At 45.2% G+C, this 20,718-nt stretch carries 10 protein-coding genes; 3 read left to right on the top strand and 7 right to left on the bottom strand.

Translation table 11 applies throughout. The features are described 5' to 3' along the window. Window positions 1–384: 384 nt before the first annotated feature. The 3 genes from dusA to AAEU28_RS17795 form a co-directional block, all read right to left on the bottom strand. Entirely contained in the window at window positions 385–1,362 is a 978-nt protein-coding gene (gene dusA, locus AAEU28_RS17805; RefSeq protein WP_421965311.1) for a tRNA dihydrouridine(20/20a) synthase DusA, read from the bottom strand. A 175-nt stretch (window positions 1,363–1,537) separates the two neighbouring features. After that, window positions 1,538–2,548: a UDP-glucose 4-epimerase GalE gene (galE, locus tag AAEU28_RS17800; protein WP_421965310.1), complete on the bottom strand. Its 1,011-nt coding sequence runs from the start codon at window positions 2,546–2,548 to the stop codon at window positions 1,538–1,540. Between the two features lie 77 nt (window positions 2,549–2,625). Then, on the bottom strand, window positions 2,626–3,492 hold the full coding sequence (locus tag AAEU28_RS17795) for a hypothetical protein (protein ID WP_421965309.1): 867 nt from the start codon (window positions 3,490–3,492) through the stop codon (window positions 2,626–2,628). 224 nt (window positions 3,493–3,716) lie between these two features. Here AAEU28_RS17795 and AAEU28_RS17790 point away from each other — a divergent pair, with 224 nt between their 5' ends. The 3 genes from AAEU28_RS17790 (at window position 3,717) to yjjG (ending at window position 5,948) form a co-directional block, all read left to right on the top strand. Then, window positions 3,717–4,616 carry a phosphoribulokinase gene (locus AAEU28_RS17790; RefSeq protein ID WP_421965308.1) on the top strand — a complete coding sequence of 300 codons (900 nt, stop codon included), beginning with the start codon at window positions 3,717–3,719 and terminating at the stop codon, window positions 4,614–4,616. A gap of 101 nt (window positions 4,617–4,717) precedes the next feature. Further along, window positions 4,718–5,254, top strand: coding sequence for an inosine/xanthosine triphosphatase (gene yjjX, locus AAEU28_RS17785; protein WP_138561968.1), 537 nt, complete (start codon window positions 4,718–4,720; stop codon window positions 5,252–5,254). 7 nt (window positions 5,255–5,261) lie between these two features. Then, entirely contained in the window at window positions 5,262–5,948 is a 687-nt protein-coding gene (yjjG, locus tag AAEU28_RS17780) for a pyrimidine 5'-nucleotidase (protein WP_421965307.1), read from the top strand. 301 nt (window positions 5,949–6,249) lie between these two features. Here yjjG and rlmB read toward each other — a convergent pair whose 3' ends face one another. From rlmB to AAEU28_RS17760, 4 genes are all read right to left on the bottom strand, one after another. Then, a complete protein-coding gene (gene rlmB / locus AAEU28_RS17775) occupies window positions 6,250–6,987 on the bottom strand; it encodes a 23S rRNA (guanosine(2251)-2'-O)-methyltransferase RlmB (protein ID WP_058028683.1) in 738 nt (245 codons plus the stop codon). Between the two features lie 5 nt (window positions 6,988–6,992). Next, on the bottom strand, window positions 6,993–9,539 hold the full coding sequence (gene rnr, locus AAEU28_RS17770; RefSeq protein WP_421965306.1) for a ribonuclease R: 2,547 nt from the start codon (window positions 9,537–9,539) through the stop codon (window positions 6,993–6,995). A 237-nt stretch (window positions 9,540–9,776) separates the two neighbouring features. Then, window positions 9,777–13,853 (bottom strand): OmpA family protein, encoded by a 4,077-nt coding sequence (locus tag AAEU28_RS17765; RefSeq protein WP_421965305.1) that lies wholly within the window; start codon window positions 13,851–13,853, stop codon window positions 9,777–9,779. Continuing rightward, window positions 13,846–20,697 (bottom strand): SdrD B-like domain-containing protein, encoded by a 6,852-nt coding sequence (locus AAEU28_RS17760; protein ID WP_421965304.1) that lies wholly within the window; start codon window positions 20,695–20,697, stop codon window positions 13,846–13,848. Before AAEU28_RS17760 ends, AAEU28_RS17765 begins: the two co-directional genes overlap by 8 nt. Between the last annotated feature and the right edge of the window lie 21 nt (window positions 20,698–20,718).

The following is a 20,718-nucleotide window of genomic DNA, read 5'->3' as shown; positions in this document are numbered from 1 at the left end:
CTTTTCCTATATCAATTCCAATAAATGCTTTCATCTCTATCTACTCCCCTTGTACATACAGCGTCACCCGAATTTGGGGCGCTAGGATACCATTCAGTTTAATGGAGGTTAGGAAGTCAGGGCCCAATCTACAAAACAGCATCTGAGTGCTCAGGTCGTCGTCAAGCTCACTGACTTCCAGAATTGATAAGTGCTAGCTAAACACTCATCAAGGAGAGATACAAGGTCGTCGTTTACGGCGACAATCCAACAACAGAAACACTGAAAGATGTAGGCGCGGGTTTACTCCGTGTATTTTTACTCGAGAGTTAGAGTCATCGTATATAAAAACAAAGAAGCCGCTTAGGTAAGCGGCTTCTTTTAGTATTTTTAAACTCTAAAACCTTACATTTCAGGTACAAACGCCAGTGCTTTTTCCATCACCTCAATGCCCGAGCCTTTCTTATGGCCATTTTCTGATAAATGACGGCGATACCCTCGCGCACCCGGTTGGTTTTGGAAAATACCTAACATGTGGCGAGCAATATGCCAGAAATTCGCGCCTTCACTCATTTGTGCTTCAAAGTAATCATACATGCTGCGAACCACTTCATGGCGAGTCTGCGTAAACGCTTCACCACCGTACAATAGCTCATCAACCTGCGATAACATAAACGGGTTACTGTAAGCTTCACGACCAACCATCACCCCATCAATATGCGTTAAGTGATGCTGACATTCCTCAATGGTTTTAACGCCACCATTAATACTGATGTGTAAATCTGGGTAATCTTTTTTCAACTGGTATACACGTGGATAATCAAGCGGTGGGATCTCACGGTTTTCTTTTGGACTTAACCCCTGTAACCAAGCCTTACGCGCATGGATGATAAAGTCATCACAACCCACATCTTTAACCGCTTCAATCAGCGTGGTTAGGAACTCGTAGCTGTCTTGCTCATCAATACCAATACGTGTTTTTACCGTCACAGGCACATCAGTTTGCGCTTTCATTGCCGCAATACACTCAGCCACCAGCTGCGGCTCGGCCATTAAACACGCACCAAAACGGCCGTTTTGTACACGATCAGACGGGCAGCCTACATTAAGGTTAATCTCGCTATACCCATATTCATCGGCTTTCTTCGCACACTTTGCCAATGCTTCAGGGTCTGAGCCACCTAACTGCAGCGCCACAGGTAACTCATGTTCACCAAACGCCAAATAATCACCTTTACCAAACAAAATGGCACCGGTTGTGATCATTTCTGTATACAGCACCGCATGTTTAGACAATTTTCTGTGGAAAGTCCTGCAATGACGGTCAGTCCAATCCAGCATAGGTGCAACAGAAAAACGGCGGTCTAGTGCTTGAGTCGTCACAAATTACCTCTAACTATATGATCTTAATGCAAAGCATTTCACAGCTTTGATTGTATAAGGTTTGAATTAGGCATAGCCCAAAATTAGCGGCAAATTATACCATTCATTAATAGATATAAAAACGGCCACATGATGTGACCGTTTTAGAATATATGACATGGCTATCGTAAAAACATTAATACCCGTTCGGGTTATTACTTTGCCAGCGCCACGTATCTTCCATCATTTCATCAATACCGCGTTCGGCTTGCCAACCTAGCTCGTTAAGTGCTTTTTCTGGCGCTGCGTAACACGCAGCAATGTCACCAGGACGACGCGGTTTAACTTCGTATGGTACTGGTTTGTTGGCTGCTTTCTCAAAAGCGGTGACCATTTCGAATACTGAGTAGCCGTTACCTGTACCTAGGTTGTAGATATGTGCGCCAGCTTCAGCGTTGATTTTATTCAACGCTTTTAAGTGGCCAATGGCTAAATCAACGACGTGGATATAGTCACGAACGCCTGTGCCGTCTTTGGTATCGTAGTCGTCACCAAAAACACCGAGTTGCGTTAATTTACCTACCGCTACCTGTGAAATGTAAGGTAGTAAGTTATTAGGAATACCATTTGGATCTTCACCAATGAGACCAGACTTATGCGCGCCGACAGGGTTGAAGTAACGTAAAATTGCAAACGCCCAACGAGGGTCTGATTTAGCAACATCTTGTAGTACCATTTCAACCATTAGCTTAGACGTGCCATATGGGTTAGTGGTACCACCCACCGGGAAGTCTTCACGAATCGGTAGACTTGCAGGGTCGCCATAAACGGTTGCTGATGAGCTAAATACCAACTTAAATACACCTGCATCACGCATAGCATCAAGTAAACTTAGCGTACCCTGTACGTTATTTTGGTAGTACTCAATAGGCTTTTGAACCGACTCACCGACCGCTTTTAAACCAGCAAAATGGATAACTTGCTCAATACTATGTTGTGCGAATACTGAATCTAAGAATGCTTTATCTAAAATATCGCCTTGGTAAAAAATTGCTTCTTTACCTGTGATCTCGGCAACCCGCTTCAATGATTCTGACGACGAATTACTTAAGTTATCGACAACTATCACTTCGTCGCCTTGATTTAATAGTTCTAAAACCGTGTGTGAACCAATATAACCCGCACCGCCTGTTACTAAAATTGCCATCACTAGCCCCTAAAAACTGTTTATCCTAAAAATAATGCGTTAATTGTAACTAACATCAAAAAAGATTGCTTTGAGAATTACAATTTTTGACAAACAAATGCCATTTTGCCTTGTTTGTAACTTAATCTGGTAATTTGCGAGTCACAATATGAAGTAAAGTTATGCCACTGAGATACTTGCTTAGGCTGCTCAATATTGCGTGTATAAATGCGGTTATCAATGGCATAAGCCACGGTATCTGAATCAATCCAGGTGTAATCTCGTACTTGCTTTGGCATCACAAAGTGTTGTTTAACTTGCTGCGTTTTAGGCGAGAAAGTCGCAAACCAATGCTGGTTGTCTTCTTGATATGTGAACGAGTAAAGCGAACGTTTTTCGTTATACGCCAAACTTCTGCCAATATCACCCGCAACTACTTTCGGTAAATGACCGGTTAAATCTGTGTATTGCAGTGTATGTGGCTCACCGAGGATAAACATCACCAAATCTTCAGTGTTACCCCAAGCGTGATAACCAACCGGTTCAATATGGTCGAAAATGCGCTTTGGTGCTTGGTTTTTATCGAATGGATAAAACCATAGCTTCTGTTTACCATCAGCTTCAACAACAATGCTAGATAACCCCGCTTCATGAGGGTATAACGTCGGTGAGTACTCAGAAACCGGCGAGTTCGTTAAATTCTCAGCGCTGGCTTTATTAAAATCATAAAAGAACAAGTCCATCTGACTTTTATCACCGTCAGTGACCGATTGCGTAAAATAGATGCCGTCTTTTGTCACTAAGGGTTGATTGTGGTAACCCTTTGCACCCGTGATTGGTTTCACCTTAATGCCATTTTCAAGTTCTGTCGCCAAATAAATCTGGCTACTAGGGAACGTATTTGCAAATACTGAACCAGTGAAAACTAAACTACAACTGACAGCTAAAGCCATTTTTTTATACATGGACATCCCTTATTTGGTCATGCTTTTTTATTGCTCTTTTTCGCAAATGAGCGGAAATATGTCTCTATCATAACGAGGCTTTTGCATTTCACCAAAAACAAAACACAACCAATACACTATACAAGCACGGAATTTGAAATGCTTGCTATCTCTTAACCTTCAGGTAACATCAAACAGGTAAATAATCTATTTGCACTTATAAAAAACTACATCAGCAGGTTAATATGTCTCAAAAACACCCAATCATTGCGATAACTGGTAGCTCAGGTGCTGGCACTACCACTACCACCAATGCGATTAAACATATTTTCCGCAGCCTTGAGGCAAATGCTGCTTTTGTAGAGGGTGATAGTTTTCATCGTTTCACTCGCCCAGAAATGGACAAGCTAAAGCGAGAAGCGCTACAAGAAGGCAAACACATCAGTTATTTTGGTCAAGAGGCCAATGACTTTGCAGGTCTTGAAACCTTATTTTCTGAATATGGTGAGCATGGCACGGGTAAACTAAGACGCTATTTACACACCTTTGATGAAGCCGTACCTTATAACCAACTCCCCGGCACCTTCACCCCCTATCAAGATTTAGAGCCTAACTCAGACATGTTGTTTTACGAAGGGTTACATGGTGGTGTGGTCACTGATGAACATGACGTTGCTAAGCATGTTGATTTACTGATTGGCATGGTGCCTATTGTTAACCTTGAGTGGATCCAAAAAATGATCCGCGATACTAATGAGCGCGGCCATTCTCGTGAAGCGGTGATGACTTCTATTGTTCGTAGTATGGATGATTACATTACCCATATTACGCCACAGTTTTCTCGAACACACATTAATTTTCAGCGCGTACCAACCGTTGATACTTCAAACCCATTTAGCGCCAAAGATATTCCTTCTCTCGATGAAAGCTTTGTGGTTATCCGCTTTCGTGGCATCGACAACGTAGACTTTCCTTATTACTTGCAAATGATCGATGGCAGCTTTATGTCTCGAGTCAATACTTTGGTTGTTCCAGGAGGAAAGATGGGACTCGCGATGGAGTTAGTGCTAACCCCGCTTATAAAAGATCTGCTGGTAAAAAAACGGGCGCTGGAGAATATGGCACCGGTTGATTTACCCATTTAGAGATCAATTCAACGATTAATTATTTCTAACATTTAAAACGTAGTTAAGTCGCTCATAAAACATTAGACTAGTTGCTCAACTGATAAAAGGAGCACGGGATAATGCCTTCTTTAAAAATACTTGTTGGCTCACAAAATCCGGTCAAAGTGGCCGCTGCCAAAGAAATTTTCACTCAGTACTTCCCTGAGCACACGCTTGATTGCCAAGGTATGCATGCCCCAAGTGGCGTGCCCGATCAGCCTTTAGGAGAAGACGATACTCGCATCGGTGCTGAAAACCGCGTTAAACATCTTATAAAACATCATCAGGCTGACTTTTACTGTGCAATGGAAGGCGGTGCAAATCAGTTTAGCTATGGTCCAGCCACTTTTGCCTTTGTGGTTATTTCAGATGGTAAACAAACCAGCATTGGTCGTAGTTGCAACTTGCCTCTACCACAATCGGTTTATGATAAATTACTGGCGGGTGAGGAGTTGGGCCATGTGATGGATGATTTATTCAATACCGAAAACATCAAACAAAAAGGCGGTGCAATTGGTTTACTAACCAATCATCTAGCAACCCGTGAAAGTAGCTATACACAAGCTTTATTACTTGCGATGGCGCCATTTAATCACCCTGAACTCTACAATAAGTGATAACACGATGCAGTACACACATATTTTATTTGATGCAGATGAAACCCTATTTAGCTTTAACGCCTATCTAGGTTTGAAAACCATGTTATTAAACTATGGTGTTGAATTCAGTGAGCAAGATTATCAAGGATATAAAGACGATAACGCAGCGCTTTGGGTGCAATATCAAAATGGTGAAATTAATGCTGAAACGTTGCAAGTCACTCGCTTCACAAAACTAGCGGCAGAGCTCAACGTCAAACCACAAGAGTTAAACGACGCATTTTTGGATGCCATGGCAGAGATCTGTCAGCCATTGCTAGGCGCAAAAGCCTTGCTTGAATCACTGCATGGCAAAGTGAAACTTGGGATCATCACCAATGGTTTTACTAAATTGCAGCAAAAACGTTTAGCCCATACCGGCTTTGCAGATTACTTTGAAGCTTTGATCATTTCAGAGCAAATTGGTAAAGCAAAACCGGCACCTGAACCTTTCGCTGCTGCGTTAGCAAAACTGGGTAATCCAGATAAAAGTAAGGTGCTGATGGTGGGTGATACCTTAGAAAGCGATGTGCTAGGGGCAAACCGTTTTGGCATAGATAGCTGCTGGTTACAACATGCGGGTGTTGAAGGAAAAGAAGGTATTAAGCCAACCTATACAGTTAGTTCCTTGTATGAATTGGCAGAGTTATTAGCAGATAAGATTGCTGCTTAGGTAAAGATTTAAACATTGCGCGATATAAAATCGCGCCTACAAATCCACTGCTGAAAACTATCTGTATGCTTGGCTTTATGCCACGCGCAGAAACACAAAAAGTCATTGTCGCCATAAATGACGTCCTACATTAGAAATGTGATATAAAATCGCTCATACGTTTCTAATGCCTGTTTTAAAATGTAGGTCGCGGCTTTAGCCCGACAAATTATATCGGGATAACTCAAATATTAACGCTACCAATGACGACACAAAAAAAGCACGATACCAATCGTGCTTTTTCATGTGGTTATCTGGCTTATTAAAGACTACGTTGACGCAGCACTTCAAATAAACAAATACCCGTTGCTACTGATACGTTCAAACTTGATACCGTACCAACCATTGGGATTTTAACTAGCACGTCGCAATGCTCGCGCGTTAGACGGCGCATACCATCACCTTCTGCCCCCATAACAATGGCCATCGGGCCAGTTAGGTTGGCATCAAACACATGGGTATCCGTTTCACCTGCAGTACCAACAACCCATACACCGGCTTCTTTAATGTCACGTAATGTACGCGCCAGGTTAGTTACTTGAATAAGTGGTACGGTTTCCGCTGCGCCACAAGCAACTTTACGGGCTGTACCGTTAAGCTTGGCTGACTTATCTTTTGGCACAATCACGCCATGTACTCCAGCCGCATCTGCACTACGCAAACATGCACCTAGATTATGTGGATCAGTAACACCATCTAATACTAAAAAGAAAGGTGTTGCTTCACGGGCAATGATCTCATCAAGATCTTTTTCGCTGTACTGACGCGCGGGTTTTACACGTGCCATGATGCCTTGGTGCTGCTCACCGTTGGCTTTGTTATCTAATGCTTTACGCTGCATAAATTGCACTGAAATGCCAAATTTACGCGCTTCATTAATTACAGGATTCAAACGCTTATCTTCACGACCTTTTAATGCAAAGATCTCTAAAAAGCGCTCAGGTTCATTCGCTAAAATTGCTTCGATAGAATGAAAACCAAAAATTAATTCACTGCTCACTGTCTCTATTCTCCTGCGCTCGGTTTCGTGCGTTTGCGGGCATTTTTACCTGGGCGCGTTTTCTTTGCTTTGGTCTTTTTAGACTTTTTAGCACCCGTTGGGTTATCGAGTGCTGCCTTCTTGGCTTTTTTTAGTTTACCTTTAGGCGTCGTCTTCTTGCCTTTTTTAGGCTTTTTACCTTGTTCGTTACGTTTTGAGCTATGCTTGCCATCATGGCTCTCGCCTCGAGTTTCACTCGCTTGCTCACCCGACTTAGTCGATTTACCCGGGATTTTACCTGCTTTAAGCTGCTCTCGCACGCTTGGTTTACGACTCGGTTTATCTGTCGAGCGACTTGTTGAAGGCTTAGCTCTTCGGCGCGCATAGCGGTCTTGCACTAACTCACCCGCAAGCACCAGATTGATACGGCGTTCGTCTAAACTGACTGACGACACTTGCACTTGTAACTTGTCGCCTAAACGATAAACCTGATGACTATGTTCACCCACAAGGCAATGTTTCGCGCCATCAAAATGGAAGAACTCATTACCCAGTGTCGACACATGGATCATGCCATCGATTTGTAGCTCATCTAAACGTACAAATAAACCAAAATTAGTCACCGATGAAACAACACCGCTAAATTCACTGCCGACATGATCTTGCATAAACTCGCATTTCAGCCAGTCGGCTACTTCGCGAGTCGCATCGTCTGCACGGCGCTCAGTCATTGAACACTGTTCGCCCAGTTGATCGGCTTCATCATTTTCATAGGCATATTCGCCAGATGTTTGCTGACCTTGAGATGCTAAAATAGCTTTGATCGCACGGTGCACAACCAGATCAGGATAACGACGGATTGGCGAAGTAAAATGCGCATAGGCTTTTAATGCCAAACCATAATGACCGATGTTATCAGGCTGATAAACCGCTTGTTTCATTGAGCGGAGCAACATGGTTTGAATCAGCTCTTGCTCTGGGCGCTCACCCAATTGTGCCAGTGCTTCGGTCAACTCTAACGGAGATGGGTCATTAGCAAGGTTACTTTCAATACCCAAGTCATTTAAGAACTGTCTAAAGTGACTCAGTTTTTCTTGATCAGGCTCGTCATGCACACGATACAGTGCTGGCGCTTCATGCTTTTCAAGCAATTTAGCTGCAGCGACGTTTGCTAAAATCATACACTCTTCAATGAGTTTGTGTGCATCGTTACGGACGACAGGTACGATTGATTCAATCTTACGATGTGCGTTAAACACAAAACGCGTTTCAACCGTTTCAAACTCAATCGCCCCGCGCTGCTGGCGAGAAGACTTAAGCGCCATATACATTTGGTGCAAATCAGTGAGGTGCGGCACTTGCTCAGCATATTGCTCACGTAGCACTTCATCGCCTTGCAAAATACTGTGTACTTTGGTGTAAGTTAGTCGTGCATGTGAATTCATCACCGCTTCGTAAAAACGATAACCAGATAAATTACCGGCTTCTGACACTGTTATTTCTGCCACCATACATAGCCGGTCTACTTTCGGGTTCAGTGAACACAGGCCGTTTGATAACACTTTTGGCAGCATGGGGATCACTTGCTCAGGGAAATACACTGAGTTACCGCGCTCTATCGCTTCTTTATCTAGCGGGCTGCCTTTTGGTACATAGTGCGAGACATCAGCAATCGCGACCCATAAACGCCAGCCACCTGACTTTTTACGTTCACAGTAAACTGCATCATCAAAATCTCGGGCATCTTCACCATCTATGGTCACTAGCGGTAAGTGACGTAAATCGACACGCCCTTTTTTATCTGCTTCTTCTACAAATTCGCCGTGCTTTGCAACTTGATCAACGACTTTGTCAGGCCATTCATGGGGAATATCATGATTACGAAGTGCCACTTCGATTTCCATGCCCGGTGCCATATGGTCACCCAGTACATCAGTCACACGACCTACTGCATTCATTTGACGACTTGGACGCTGCGTGATCTCCACTTGCACCATTTGATTGTGACGCGCACCACCTTCGGAGCCTGGCAGAATAATAATATCTTGTGTGATCCTTGGATCTTCTGGCACCACCACCGCAGAGCCATACTCCACGAAATAACGGCCAATAATCGGCGCGCGCTCACTCTCTAGCACACGAACAATGCGCGCTTCGACTTTACCGCCGCTGCCGCGACTGGCCGCTTTTGCAAGTACGATATCGCCGTGTAGTACCGAGTTCATCTGGTGCTTAGCAATAAACCAATCTTTTGGCTCACCTTCAACGACTAAAAAGCCAAACCCATCACGATGCCCAATCACACGACCTTTCACTAATCCATCGTCAGTTGGGATCACGTAGCGCTTAAATTTATTAAAATGCAGCTGACCGTCACGCTCCATTGCACGCAAGCGACGCTTAAATGCAATTTGTCGGTCTTCTTCAAATACATTAAGACTGCTACAAAGATGGCTAAACGTCGTGGCTTTCGCTGGGGCTTTTTTGATGTGCTCTAAAATAAACTCACGGCTTGGTACCGGGTTATCGTATTTTTCTTGCTCTCGTTGGAGATGGGGATCCTGTTTTGTCATTCACTGCTATTTTCGAATAAAGTTACCTCTATTCTAACGCACTTCTGAATAATGACCTAACTATCAAGATGAAGCTTTTATAAACAATTTAGTTTGAAGCGAAGATAACGAGGTTTTTGCTATGAAATCGGTTGTCGCCGTCAACGACGGCCTACATTAACAGCGCGATATAAAATCGCGCCTACAAGCCGAATTCAGTTAAAACCTGTGGGCTTGGCTTTATGCCACGCCCAAAACTTAGAATTTACCCACTAGGTTGATAAACCAACCTTTTGAGTCATAGTCTAGATCAGTAAGATCATCAGAGAAGTCGGTAAAGTTGTAACCCACACCTAACTTCATATGTTCACCAATGTGGCGATGAATGCCAATTAATGCGCCGTCACGTTGATCTTGTGCCAAGTCTACGGCTAGGCGACGCCATTCTAGTGTGGCATCCCAGTTGTGTTGTAAATGGTAGTCGGCTCTAAACACTTGGAGTGATGCGGTGGAGTCGAACCATGGACTGTTGCCATCACGCATACGCATTTCACCATGACGCTCAGCGAGTTTAGTACCAAAACGCCATTTAGGTGTGAGCTGATAATTCACATCCACTGCCCAAACTCGGCTGCGTTGCTGTGGTGTGTTATCAAGGCCAATGCCATTTAGCTGTCCTGCAGGTGCTAAATCTTCAAGATAAGTCACTGACGCAAGACCCGACCAAGGGCTCGCTTTTAATGGTCGATATGCAACTCCAAACTGAGCTTCAGTAAAGTCGCTATTCAGCGCGCCCACTTCGGCTTGTTGAGATGAATCACTCTTCGCCCAATCAAAGCGCAATTGTGCGCGCCAATCTTCGTTTAAGTTGGCTCGCAGGTTTTGACGCGTTAACCAAGACGTGCGAGTTTGTGTGCTGTCTTGATCTTCACGATATTCAATGGCACTACGCCACTGGAAAATCGGCGAAGTATAACTAATTGACAGTCCTGTACCGTCACGCTGCACTTTGCTGGTGTCACTTTCTAGCTCACCCGTCTCAAAGTTCACCCTCACCAGCCAGCGACTATTGATCTGATGATCAATACTATAGGCGTGAGTTAGCCCCTGCTGTTGCGCTTGTGATTGCCATAACTGCTCGGCATACATGCTAGTGCTGTCGTTAAAGCGATGCTTAGCACCCGTTACCCAATTTTTCTGTTTGCCTTGAGTAATCATGCCGCCATCGGGGTCGTCACTAAAATCAACATAGAGATTGCTTTCTGGCGCATAGTCGTAGCTGACCCCGACTTTTCCGGCCAAGCCCAAATTACCGTCAGAGATTTCACCATTAAGAGCCAGCTTTTCAGTCAACTGAATTTCACCACCTAAGCCAACACGATTATTACGCAACCTGCTCGACTCGCTATTCAAAGTGGCTTGCACAAAACCATAGGCCTGCCAATCTGTTGCACCTTGGTAGTCAAGTTGTACAACCGCATCGGTGCGCGCACCTTGATCTAGGTTGAGCGGTGAAGGCGTTGAATTAGCAAGCGCCTGTAACGGCTCTCTATCGTCGTGGCGAATACCCGCGGTTGCTTGCCAATTGTCATTCACCTGATGGGCAACATTCACTTCAACGGCTTGACGCTGTTCAAGCGCTTGTTGTTTATTTTGATCGGCTTTGACAATTAACTGTGTGTCATCGCTGAGCTCAAACTCGCCTTTAATACCCGCAAGTGTGGTATCGGTGCGGCTGGTTTGGCCTACGCCCGAGAAGCCCGCTTGCATTTTCTGCCAATAGAATTGCAGACGCGATACCTCTTCTGCCTCATCATTATTTTGAGTAAATAAATCAGCCAAAGAGAATGCCGCTTCAATGCGCTGCGCATTGGCTTTTACTGGTAGCATGCCCGATTGCACCGGATTAAAATTCATGCCGCCATTAAATGAGTTCAGTGTTTCGCCAATGCCTTCTGATTGAGCAACTTCAACTTTTACATGGCTGTGCTCGCTCAGTCGATAAGTCGCATCTAGGGCATATAAGCTGTCATCGTGACTATCGAGTTGTTGCTCGCTCAGTGTCGCGCCCACTTTCACTTGCTCGGTCAACCAATGGCTGACACGCGCACCGTAAGAGAGGTTGTCGAGCTCATCAAAACCTGGGGTAAATTCGTATTGCGCTGTTAAGAATACCGGATTGGCATCCATGGCAGCGGCACGTACCACCAGATCGTCTTGTTCAAATGACGACAGCGGGCGATTTAGAATAACTCGGCCTTGCAGCGCATCAATGTCGTAATCTTGCCCTGCCATCAGCGAGCGCCTGACTAGCACTAAGCCTGAAGTTTTATCACGCACTTCAATGGCAAGCTGCTCTGAGCCGCGCACAATATCTTGATGCTGTAAGTAATAGAGTGAGCCGCCTGTGGCGCGATGAGATTCAAACGCAGGCATAGTTTCAGCTTGAGCAACAAACACTTGCGCTTGAGTACTTGCGTCCATAAAGCTGGTTTTTGCTTCGCTCTGATACTGAGTTTGCAAACCGTATAAGCCGCGCTCAACTCGTGCCAGCTCGGTATCTTGGATCTTAGTAAAGAAGTTACCCCACATCACGTGCGAGTCATCTTTGGCGATTTTTAAATACACTTTACCGTTTGAAGGCGCATCATCTTGCACCACTGAATCGTCGCCATATTCGGCTGGGTGTTGCTCTTCTTCTAAGCGACGGAACAGGCTATTCGGGTCTTTTTCATGTAATCCTGAGAGCAGTTTATTGACTGGCTGCTCTTGGGTGTCTACCCGTGCAGTGACCTTGTATTCGTCGCGCCATTTACCTGTGATGTAACCGGCTAAACGACCCGTTGCGAATAAGTTGCCATCTTTGTTGTGATCGCTAGAAAGTAGCTCAACAGGTCCATTGTGACTGTTTTGACCCAGTGTCAAGTCGGCCATCGCCACATAAAACCAATCGCTTTCTGGCAATTCCAAGTCGCGGTGAATTAAATGACCGTTGCCTTCACCATCAAGTACCGCTACTTCAGCACGATGAAAACCAGTATGGACAATTTGTTGATGCACAAACTTGCGCTCACGGGTAATGGCGACAGTACGCCCTAAGAAATACACGTTATGGCGATCTGGCACTTGCTCACCGTACAGAGTCAACATGCCGCCATTGAGCTTGATATTCTTTTGTGCAATCTGCGACTCGCCGTAGGCGGTCATCAAGTAACCATCGACTTTGTCAGCTTCGACCGCAAAGCGCGGTCTAAAGTCTACTTGCTGCATTTGTGTATCGTCGTAGCGACCGTGTTTATCGTAAACACGCAGACGATACTGCAAACTCATACCTAGCAAGTTGCCAGGTAGTCGCCATTTACCATTGTGGTTTTTGTCTAATTTAACCTTGGTTAAAATTGAACGACCATCCGGCGCCATGATCTGCACTTCTGCATAATCGATAAATGCATCGTAGTTGCTGTAACCACGCAAGTGCATCATCAGGGTATTGCCCGACTTAGTGAGCGCATGCTGAACACTCAAACGCGGAATAAGGTTAATTGGATCGTACTTCAGTTGCAGTTGCATGTTGGCTAGTGCAACGTCAGCACAGCGCTGTTCATCGGCGTTATTACTGCTGTCTTGATCAGAAAATGCTTCACCATCTAATGTGATCATCATAGGTGCAGCATTAGCAAGCGCGCCCTGACAAACCAGATCGCGGCTAGGCATGGCTCCCATTACTTCGCGAGTTTTGGTTTTTTCTTCAATGTAGACGGCAATGACTTCTACGCGGCGGTTTCTCGCCATCCCCTCAAGCGTGCCGTTATCTGCGACTGGTTCGTGGTTCGAGCGACCTTCTGTGGTGATCACAGACGGATCGAGTTCTAACTGCTGACGGAAGAACTCCGACACAATTTTCGCTCGGTGCTCAGACAGACCTTGGTTGGTTTTATAGATCTTTTTCGCTCTCGGACTTAAGCGCTGTGAGTCGGCATGACCAATAAAATGAATACGCAGCTGCTTTTTACCACGTAAAAAATCCACAATACGGTTCATTTCGCGACGTGTTGAGCCGGTTAAGTAATGCTTGCCCGATACGAAGCGGATAGCCGACTCTTTCACAAACTCTGCTTTATGATCGCTTTGCTCAGTGTAATCTTCTTGCACCGTTTTAGGGGTTGGTGCGGCCAGACCATGAAATACAAAGTGTTTTTGTACTAACACTTGCTCGGTGTTTTTCGCCACCCCAGCTTTAGGTAGTACGGGTTGCGCTTCCTCAGCCTGCACATAAGCTGGCAAGCCCAAAACCAGCCCAAGCATAATTGGGCTCAATGAAGGTAATTTAGTCATGGCTTGTCTCCTTAGTTAGAGAAGACAAGGTAGGAATTGCTACTGGGGTCATTTCTGTTTCTATGGTTAGCTGTAAGTCTCTGAGCTCAGCTTGTTCGCTTAGCCAGTGCTTTAAGTTATTCAGTTGTTGATCTGTCTGTAGTGACGGCTCGGCCTGATAAGCCACACGGATCACCGTTGGACGCGTATCAAGCGCATCGAGTAATGCCACTAAACGTGTTTTGTAATCATCAGCAAGCTGGTTTTCAACAAACGCGCTTGGTGTTAGTTGAATACGCGCCACTCGGTGAATATTGGCAGCAAAATCAACTTTCTGTGATTTACCACGCGTTAAACGCACTACACGTGGGTTTTCAGACACAATACGTACACCAGACGGTAAGCTGCGCTCATCGACCTTAACGATGAAATTGCTACCACGTACTGCATTTGGTATATCGGCACAGGCTAGGTGATAACGACCATGCTCGTCAGTGGTGATCCACAAGCCTTGTGCCGTGGCCAAACGCACTGCAGGTAAACCCTTTTCATCGCCATCTTGATAGCCATTGCGGTTGAGGTCATTAAATACTTTACCGCTCAAATCACTACAGTCGAATACCGGATCTGGAATAACACGCACAGCTGCTGTGGCAATATTTGAAATACGCCAGCCGCTATCAAGTGAATGCTGACCTCCAATAAACTCGCTCCATGCTTGGTTAATATAAGTGCCTTGGCTTACACCACTGCCTACCACAACCATCAGCTCGATGTTTATCACTTGCTCAGGAGCCAGGCTGTAACTGTGCCAACGTAGTACGCGACCAAGTACTTCAGGCTCTTTGACAAAACCATCAACACGGGCACTACCCGGCACATATTTCAGGCCAGCAGGTAGTTGGTCGATTAAAGACAAAGGCGCTAATGTCTCACTAGAGCGGTTTTTGTAGCTGATCTGATAAGGTACTAGCTCACCAATCACCACATCTTGTTTTAATGCCGTTTTACTTACCTGCACCATGTCATCGCCGTACGGGTCGAGCGGAATATGGTTATTCACCACATTGCCTGACGGTAATTTAGGATCGATATAGAAACTCTGATAGTACTGAGTACTGGTGTTGTTCTGGGTGATCTGATCTGAATGCGCCACACACGCGCTCGGATCATGAATTGGTGCGTCTAATTGCGGCACCTGCTCCTCAAAATGCACCAATATAGGTAACTCACTCGCACCTGCCGTTAAGGTGTTTTCACACACAGGGATCTGTGTTGAGCCCCCTGCTAAGTAACCAACTGGCTCAGTAACTTCTAAACGGTAAATACCCGTTGGTGCTTGCGCGAAGAATAAGAACTGATAGAAACCATCTTCTGCAGTCGTTTGTTCAACGTTCGCACTGCCACCAACCAAGTGTAGATCTGGTTCAAAGCCTGCAGGGCCGATGATCTTTACGATCGCACCTTGAATTGGCTTACGCGTTTGCGCATCGTACACCACCCCTGATGGATCGATAGGTAATGACTGGTTATCGACCTCTTCTCCGGCACTTAAGCGAAGGTTTAAGATGGTGCCTTTTTCGCTCGATGCGTCAGGATCATCAGTCACTGGCGTGCCGTAAATAACCCCTCCTTGAGGGTGGCGGAAACGAATTTCATAGGTGCCAACTGGTAGGCCTGCAAAGGTGTAGCGACCATTTTCATCCGAGGTCGTGGTTGCCAACGGCTCTGCGTCTAGTGGGTTGGCTTCACCTGTTTGCGGGTCAAGTAATAGCTCAACTATCCAACCCGACTGACCGTTGTTGTCATCTTTGGCGCGGTTATGGTTTTTATCGAGCCACACTAGACCACTGATACTCGCCGGGTCCATCAGTTGCTCACCGAAGTTATAGTCTACTGCATGGGTGATATGCTCGATGATCTGAATGTGCTTCAGCTCGTCATTTTGCTCTTGTACACCGCCAATACTACCAATGCTGTCTAGACCATCTTGAGTATTTTCAGGTTGTGTTTCGGTGATAGTAAAGCCTTCGCCACCACTTAATGGCAGTTGCTTAAACTGGTAACGACCATACCCGTCAGTCAGTACTTCACGTTGCACAGGCTGGCCGTCTAAGTCGGTACCCGAAATAAATAGCTGTGTATTCGCAAGACCCAGCTCATTACTTTCTTGGGTGCCGTTGTCATTTAAATCAACATAAACCGTACCGCTTAGGTGACTACCACGTTCAGCAAAGTAGTAACCCGAGCCTTTTACGCCAAGCTCTAAATTGATATTAGTAAAGGTATCCTGACCGACTTCGCCGCCTAATGAACCAAGCTGCTCTTCACCGTCTAGCCATGCTGACGGTTGAGTTTGAGTAATGCTGTATTGGCCAGGACGAAGGTAGTCGAACAGGTATTCACCTTGCTCATCGGTGCGCACTGTCAGGTTCACTGCTTCACCCTCTAAGGTTGTACCTTCAAGGGTGATCTCAACATTACCGACACGTAGCTGCTCAGAGTCATTAAGCACACCGTCTTCGTTGCTATCAACATATACGGCGCCAGCTAATGAAGCACGAGGTAGCTCGGCAAAGTTATACATACCGAAGGTTTGTAACTCTTTAAGCTCTACCGTAAAGATGTCATCACGGCCTTTCGAGTTGGCAAACACTTCTTCATTGAATGACTCCGAACCATCGATGTAATCGCTTGGTTGAGTGGTCTGCGAAATCGCATAGCCTTGCTCATCACTCGGTGCGAGTTTTTCAAAACGATATTGACCGTTTTCGTCGGTGGTGGTGGTCATTTCAACCGACTGACCTCGGTAGTCATAGCCTGTTAGCGTGATTTCGCTGTTGGCAATTGCAATCTCTGACATATCGTCTGCCAGCGTTAAAACTCCTTGGTCTTGTTTATCAACAAACACATAGCCCATCACCGCAAGGCCATACGCTTCTGTAAAGTCTATGTTGTTGATTTGCTGAGCTGATTTTAATACGCCAACATAAATAACATCTGTTTGCGTTGAGTTTTCAACAACAACGCCGGCAATATAATCTAAGCCATCTAGGTAGAACTCTGGTTGTGCTTGGCTAACCTGATACCCGTTGCCATCGCTTGGCGGTAACCCCGTAAACTGGTATGCGCCATCAATATCAGTTTGAACCTGACGCTCTAGCGGCTGACCAAATAAGTCATTACCTTTTAGCGTTAATGTCACATAGGCAATTGCACGATCTGCATCATTTGCAAATGTACCGCTGTTATCACTATCGACATAAACATGACCGGCAATACTACCCGCTTCAAGCTCAGCAAAGGCAAGCCCAGTTCTTTGTTGTTCAGACGCAAGTGTGATGCTGATCTGATCGTTATTTTCAGCAAGTACCACACCTTGATCAGACTCTTTACCATCAAAGTAACCTTCCGGCTGAGACTGAGTTAATACATAACCTTGCGTGTCACTAGCTGCAAGTCCTTCGAACTTAACAATGCCTTGCTCATTTGTTGGCTGTTCAAGCGAGACTTCACGACCATAAATATCAGTCCCGACTAATGTCACAGTAACAGCTGGTAGGCCCAGTTCAATGTCACTTGGTACACCATTCTGATCCGCATCTAAATAAACCTGTGCAGCAATACTGCCTAATTCATTAAATTGCTCAGTGAAAATCAGCGACGTTTGCTGCTGACCCGCATTCAGAACCAGATCAGAGATCAAATCATTTTGCTCTGAAATACGTTGCGTATTTAAGTAGTCAGCACCATCAATATACTGTGCAGGCTGTACTTGGCTTACTTGATAGCCCGCAGCATCAGATGCATACAACTGCTCGAAGCTAAAGTCACCTTGCTCATCAGTCTGGGTAGTAAGTGATACGCTTTGACCAAGCACATTTAGACCTGACAACTGCAGGGTGACTTGAGGTAACACCACGTCTTGAGCTTCAAATACACCGTTTTGAGCGATATCCACAAACACACGACCCGATATTTTCGCTGTGTTTTCAGGCAACTGCTCGGTTAGTAACAATGACGTACGTGACGCCGCAGTGATGGTAATATTTGCAATCACATCATCTGTTGAGTCAACTTGCTTACCGTCTAGGTAATCAAGCCCGTCTAAGTAAGGCGCAACTTGTTGATGCGCGAGTTGATAACCTTGATTATTTGATGCAAATAATTGCGTAAATTCAAAACGACCTTGTGCATCTGTCTGCACCGATAGAGACACATCACGCGCTAATAGATCTTTACCCGTTAACGTGATCTTAGCATCAGCAATAGCGATATCCTGTTCATCGAAACGACCGTTCTGATCAACATCGACAATCAATTGCCCAGTAATAACCCCGTCATTGGCAGGTAAGCGCTCTGTCATGTCATACACAACCGTCTCTTGTGACTCAAAACGAATACCATGGGTGTGCTCAGTGTCAGGTTGTTTCGCTGTGCGCGCGCCATCTTGGTAATCAAAACCATCACGATATGGCGACACAAGTGCATGTGTGATCACATAACCTGTGCTATCTGCTTCATGTAAGCGGGTAAACTCAAAGCCACCTTGGACATCAGTTTGCGCAGTTTGATTGACTTCACGACCATATTGATCTCGACCAGCAAGGGTCACTATTACCTGTGTTAATGCAGTATCGCCTTTAGCAGCCTCTAATTGACCATCTTGCTCGGTATCAACAAACACAGAACCGCGGATCGTTTTAGCGCCATCGTTAGGTTGCTCAGTGAAGTCAATATTTGCTGCCAGCGTTGACTCAGTTAGCTTCACTACAATGGCGTTATTCCCTGCATCTAGCTGGGTTGTTGACCTTGCGATGGTTAAGTAATCAAGACCATTGCTAAAGCCACCAGAGCCCGCTGTAACTGTGTAGCCTGCATCATTCGCAGCAGTTAAGTTGGCGAAGTTAAATTGACCTAGCTCATTGGTTTGCGCCTGAAGCGTTACAGTACGACCATAAATATCTCTACCTACAAGTGAGATTGACACAGCCGATAGCGGTTTATCTAATTCAGCAGCCTCTAACTCACCATCTTGCTGAGCATCAAAGAATACACGGCCGGTAATACTACCTTCACCTGCTTTTGGTAATTCAGTGAAATCAACCGTTGCTTGCTCATTCGAACCGCTTAACTTTACTAGAACTGTGTTGTCAGACATGTCAGATGTAGTCGTTACACCTGATGTGGTGAGGTAATCTTTACCATTCACATAACTGCCAGAACTCGCATGAAGCTTATAACCCGCATCATTCGCCGCCGTTAAACCTGTGAATGTGTAAGTACCATCAACTTGGGTTGTTTGAGTACGTGAGACAGAACGCCCAAAGATGTCGTTACCTGTCAGCGTGACTGTAATATTTTCGAGGGCTTTATCAAGCTCTGCCGCTTCAAGCTCACCATCTTGTTGAGTATCTAAGAACACGCGACCAGATATACGGCGATCTTCATCAGCTAACATCTCTGTGAAGTCAACACCAGCCGTCTCTGTGTTACCTGACAATGCCACAATGACTGAATTGTCAGCTGTATTTGAGGCTGTTTTCGCAGCACCCAAGATTAAATAATCTTGACCATTTAGTTGTTTAGCAATTCCTGATTGCGCTGCTGTTACCGTATAACCAGCATCATTCGCCGCTATTAAACCTGTAAATGTATAAGTGCCGTCAGTTTTGGTCACTTGAGTGTGCGAAACTGCGCGGCCAAACTTGTCTTTACCTGTCAGCGTGATTGTGATGTTTTCTAGTGCTTTATCTAGCTCTGCTACTTCAAGTTCGCCATCTTGTAAGGTATCTAGGAATACACGGCCTGAAATATTGCGACTTTCTGGCTCTAACTGCTCTGTAAAGTCCACTGTTGCTGAGCGAGTAGCAGCAGTTAAACCTACCACAACCGTATTACTTGCTGTTTGAGATTCAGTGTGACTTCCGCCCACAACCAAGTAGTCTTTTCCATCAAGGTGGTTTGCAAGACCGGACTGTGTCGCTGTCACGCTGTAACCATCGGCATTTGCTTCAGTTAAATCTGCAAACGTGTACTGGCCATTAACATCTGTTGTGCGCGTCAGTAATACATCGCGGCCAAACTTGTCTTTACCTGTCAGCGTGATTGTGATGTTTTCTAGTGCTTTATCTAGCTCGGCAGTTTCAAGCTCACCGTCTTGTAAAGTATCTAGGAATACGCGACCTGATACTTCGAAATTAACTGGTTTCAGTTTTTCAGTAAAGTCTACTGTTGCTGATTTGTTTGCATCCGTTAGATCAACTTTAACAGTGCTGTTTACCGTGTTTGACTCAGTGCGATTTGCACCTATGTTCAGATAATCTTTACCATTTTCATGAGCTGTATTGCCTGAGAAGGTTGCTGCGACAGAGTAACCACCTTTATTTGCTTCGACTAGGTTTTCAAACGCATATTGTCCATTCGTATCTGTTGTACGCGTCAGTGACACCGCGCGACCAAACTTGTCTTTACCGGTTAAAGTCACGGTAATGCTTTCAAGTACTTTGTCTAACTCAGCAGCTTCAAGTTCACCATCCTGCAAAGTATCTAAGAACACCTTACCAGCGATACTGTAACCTACAGGCTTAAGCTTCTCTGTAAAGTCCACAGTCGCTGATTTATTCGTTCCAGATAGTGGAACGTTAACGGTGCTATTTGCTGTATCTGATTCTGTGCGATTGGCACCTATCTTCAGATAATCTTTACCATTCTCATGAGCTGTATTGCCTGAGAGGGTTGCAGCAACTGAGTAACCATCAGCATTTGCTTCGACTAGGTTTTCAAACGCATATTGTCCATTCGTATCTGTTGTACGCGTCAGTGACACCGCGCGACCAAACTTGTCTTTACCGGTTAAAGTCACGGTAATGCTTTCAAGTACTTT

This window comes from Pseudoalteromonas sp. SS15, from assembly GCF_049257195.1.
Lineage (GTDB): Bacteria > Pseudomonadota > Gammaproteobacteria > Enterobacterales > Alteromonadaceae > Pseudoalteromonas.
The sequence above is the reverse complement of the archived record's forward strand: the minus strand, read 5'-3'. Positions and strand labels throughout refer to the sequence as shown.

What these genes read in the sequence shown, in the direction of transcription:
- galE (WP_421965310.1), bottom strand. Translation starts at nt 2,548, where the DNA reads ATGGCAATTTTAGTAACAGGCGGTGCGGGTTATATTGGTTCACACACG.
- AAEU28_RS17795 (WP_421965309.1), bottom strand. Translation starts at nt 3,492, where the DNA reads ATGTATAAAAAAATGGCTTTAGCTGTCAGTTGTAGTTTAGTTTTCACT.
- AAEU28_RS17790 (WP_421965308.1), top strand. Translation starts at nt 3,717, where the DNA reads ATGTCTCAAAAACACCCAATCATTGCGATAACTGGTAGCTCAGGTGCT.
- yjjX (WP_138561968.1), top strand. Translation starts at nt 4,718, where the DNA reads ATGCCTTCTTTAAAAATACTTGTTGGCTCACAAAATCCGGTCAAAGTG.
- yjjG (WP_421965307.1), top strand. Translation starts at nt 5,262, where the DNA reads ATGCAGTACACACATATTTTATTTGATGCAGATGAAACCCTATTTAGC.
- rnr (WP_421965306.1), bottom strand. Translation starts at nt 9,539, where the DNA reads ATGACAAAACAGGATCCCCATCTCCAACGAGAGCAAGAAAAATACGAT.
- AAEU28_RS17765 (WP_421965305.1), bottom strand. Translation starts at nt 13,853, where the DNA reads ATGACTAAATTACCTTCATTGAGCCCAATTATGCTTGGGCTGGTTTTG.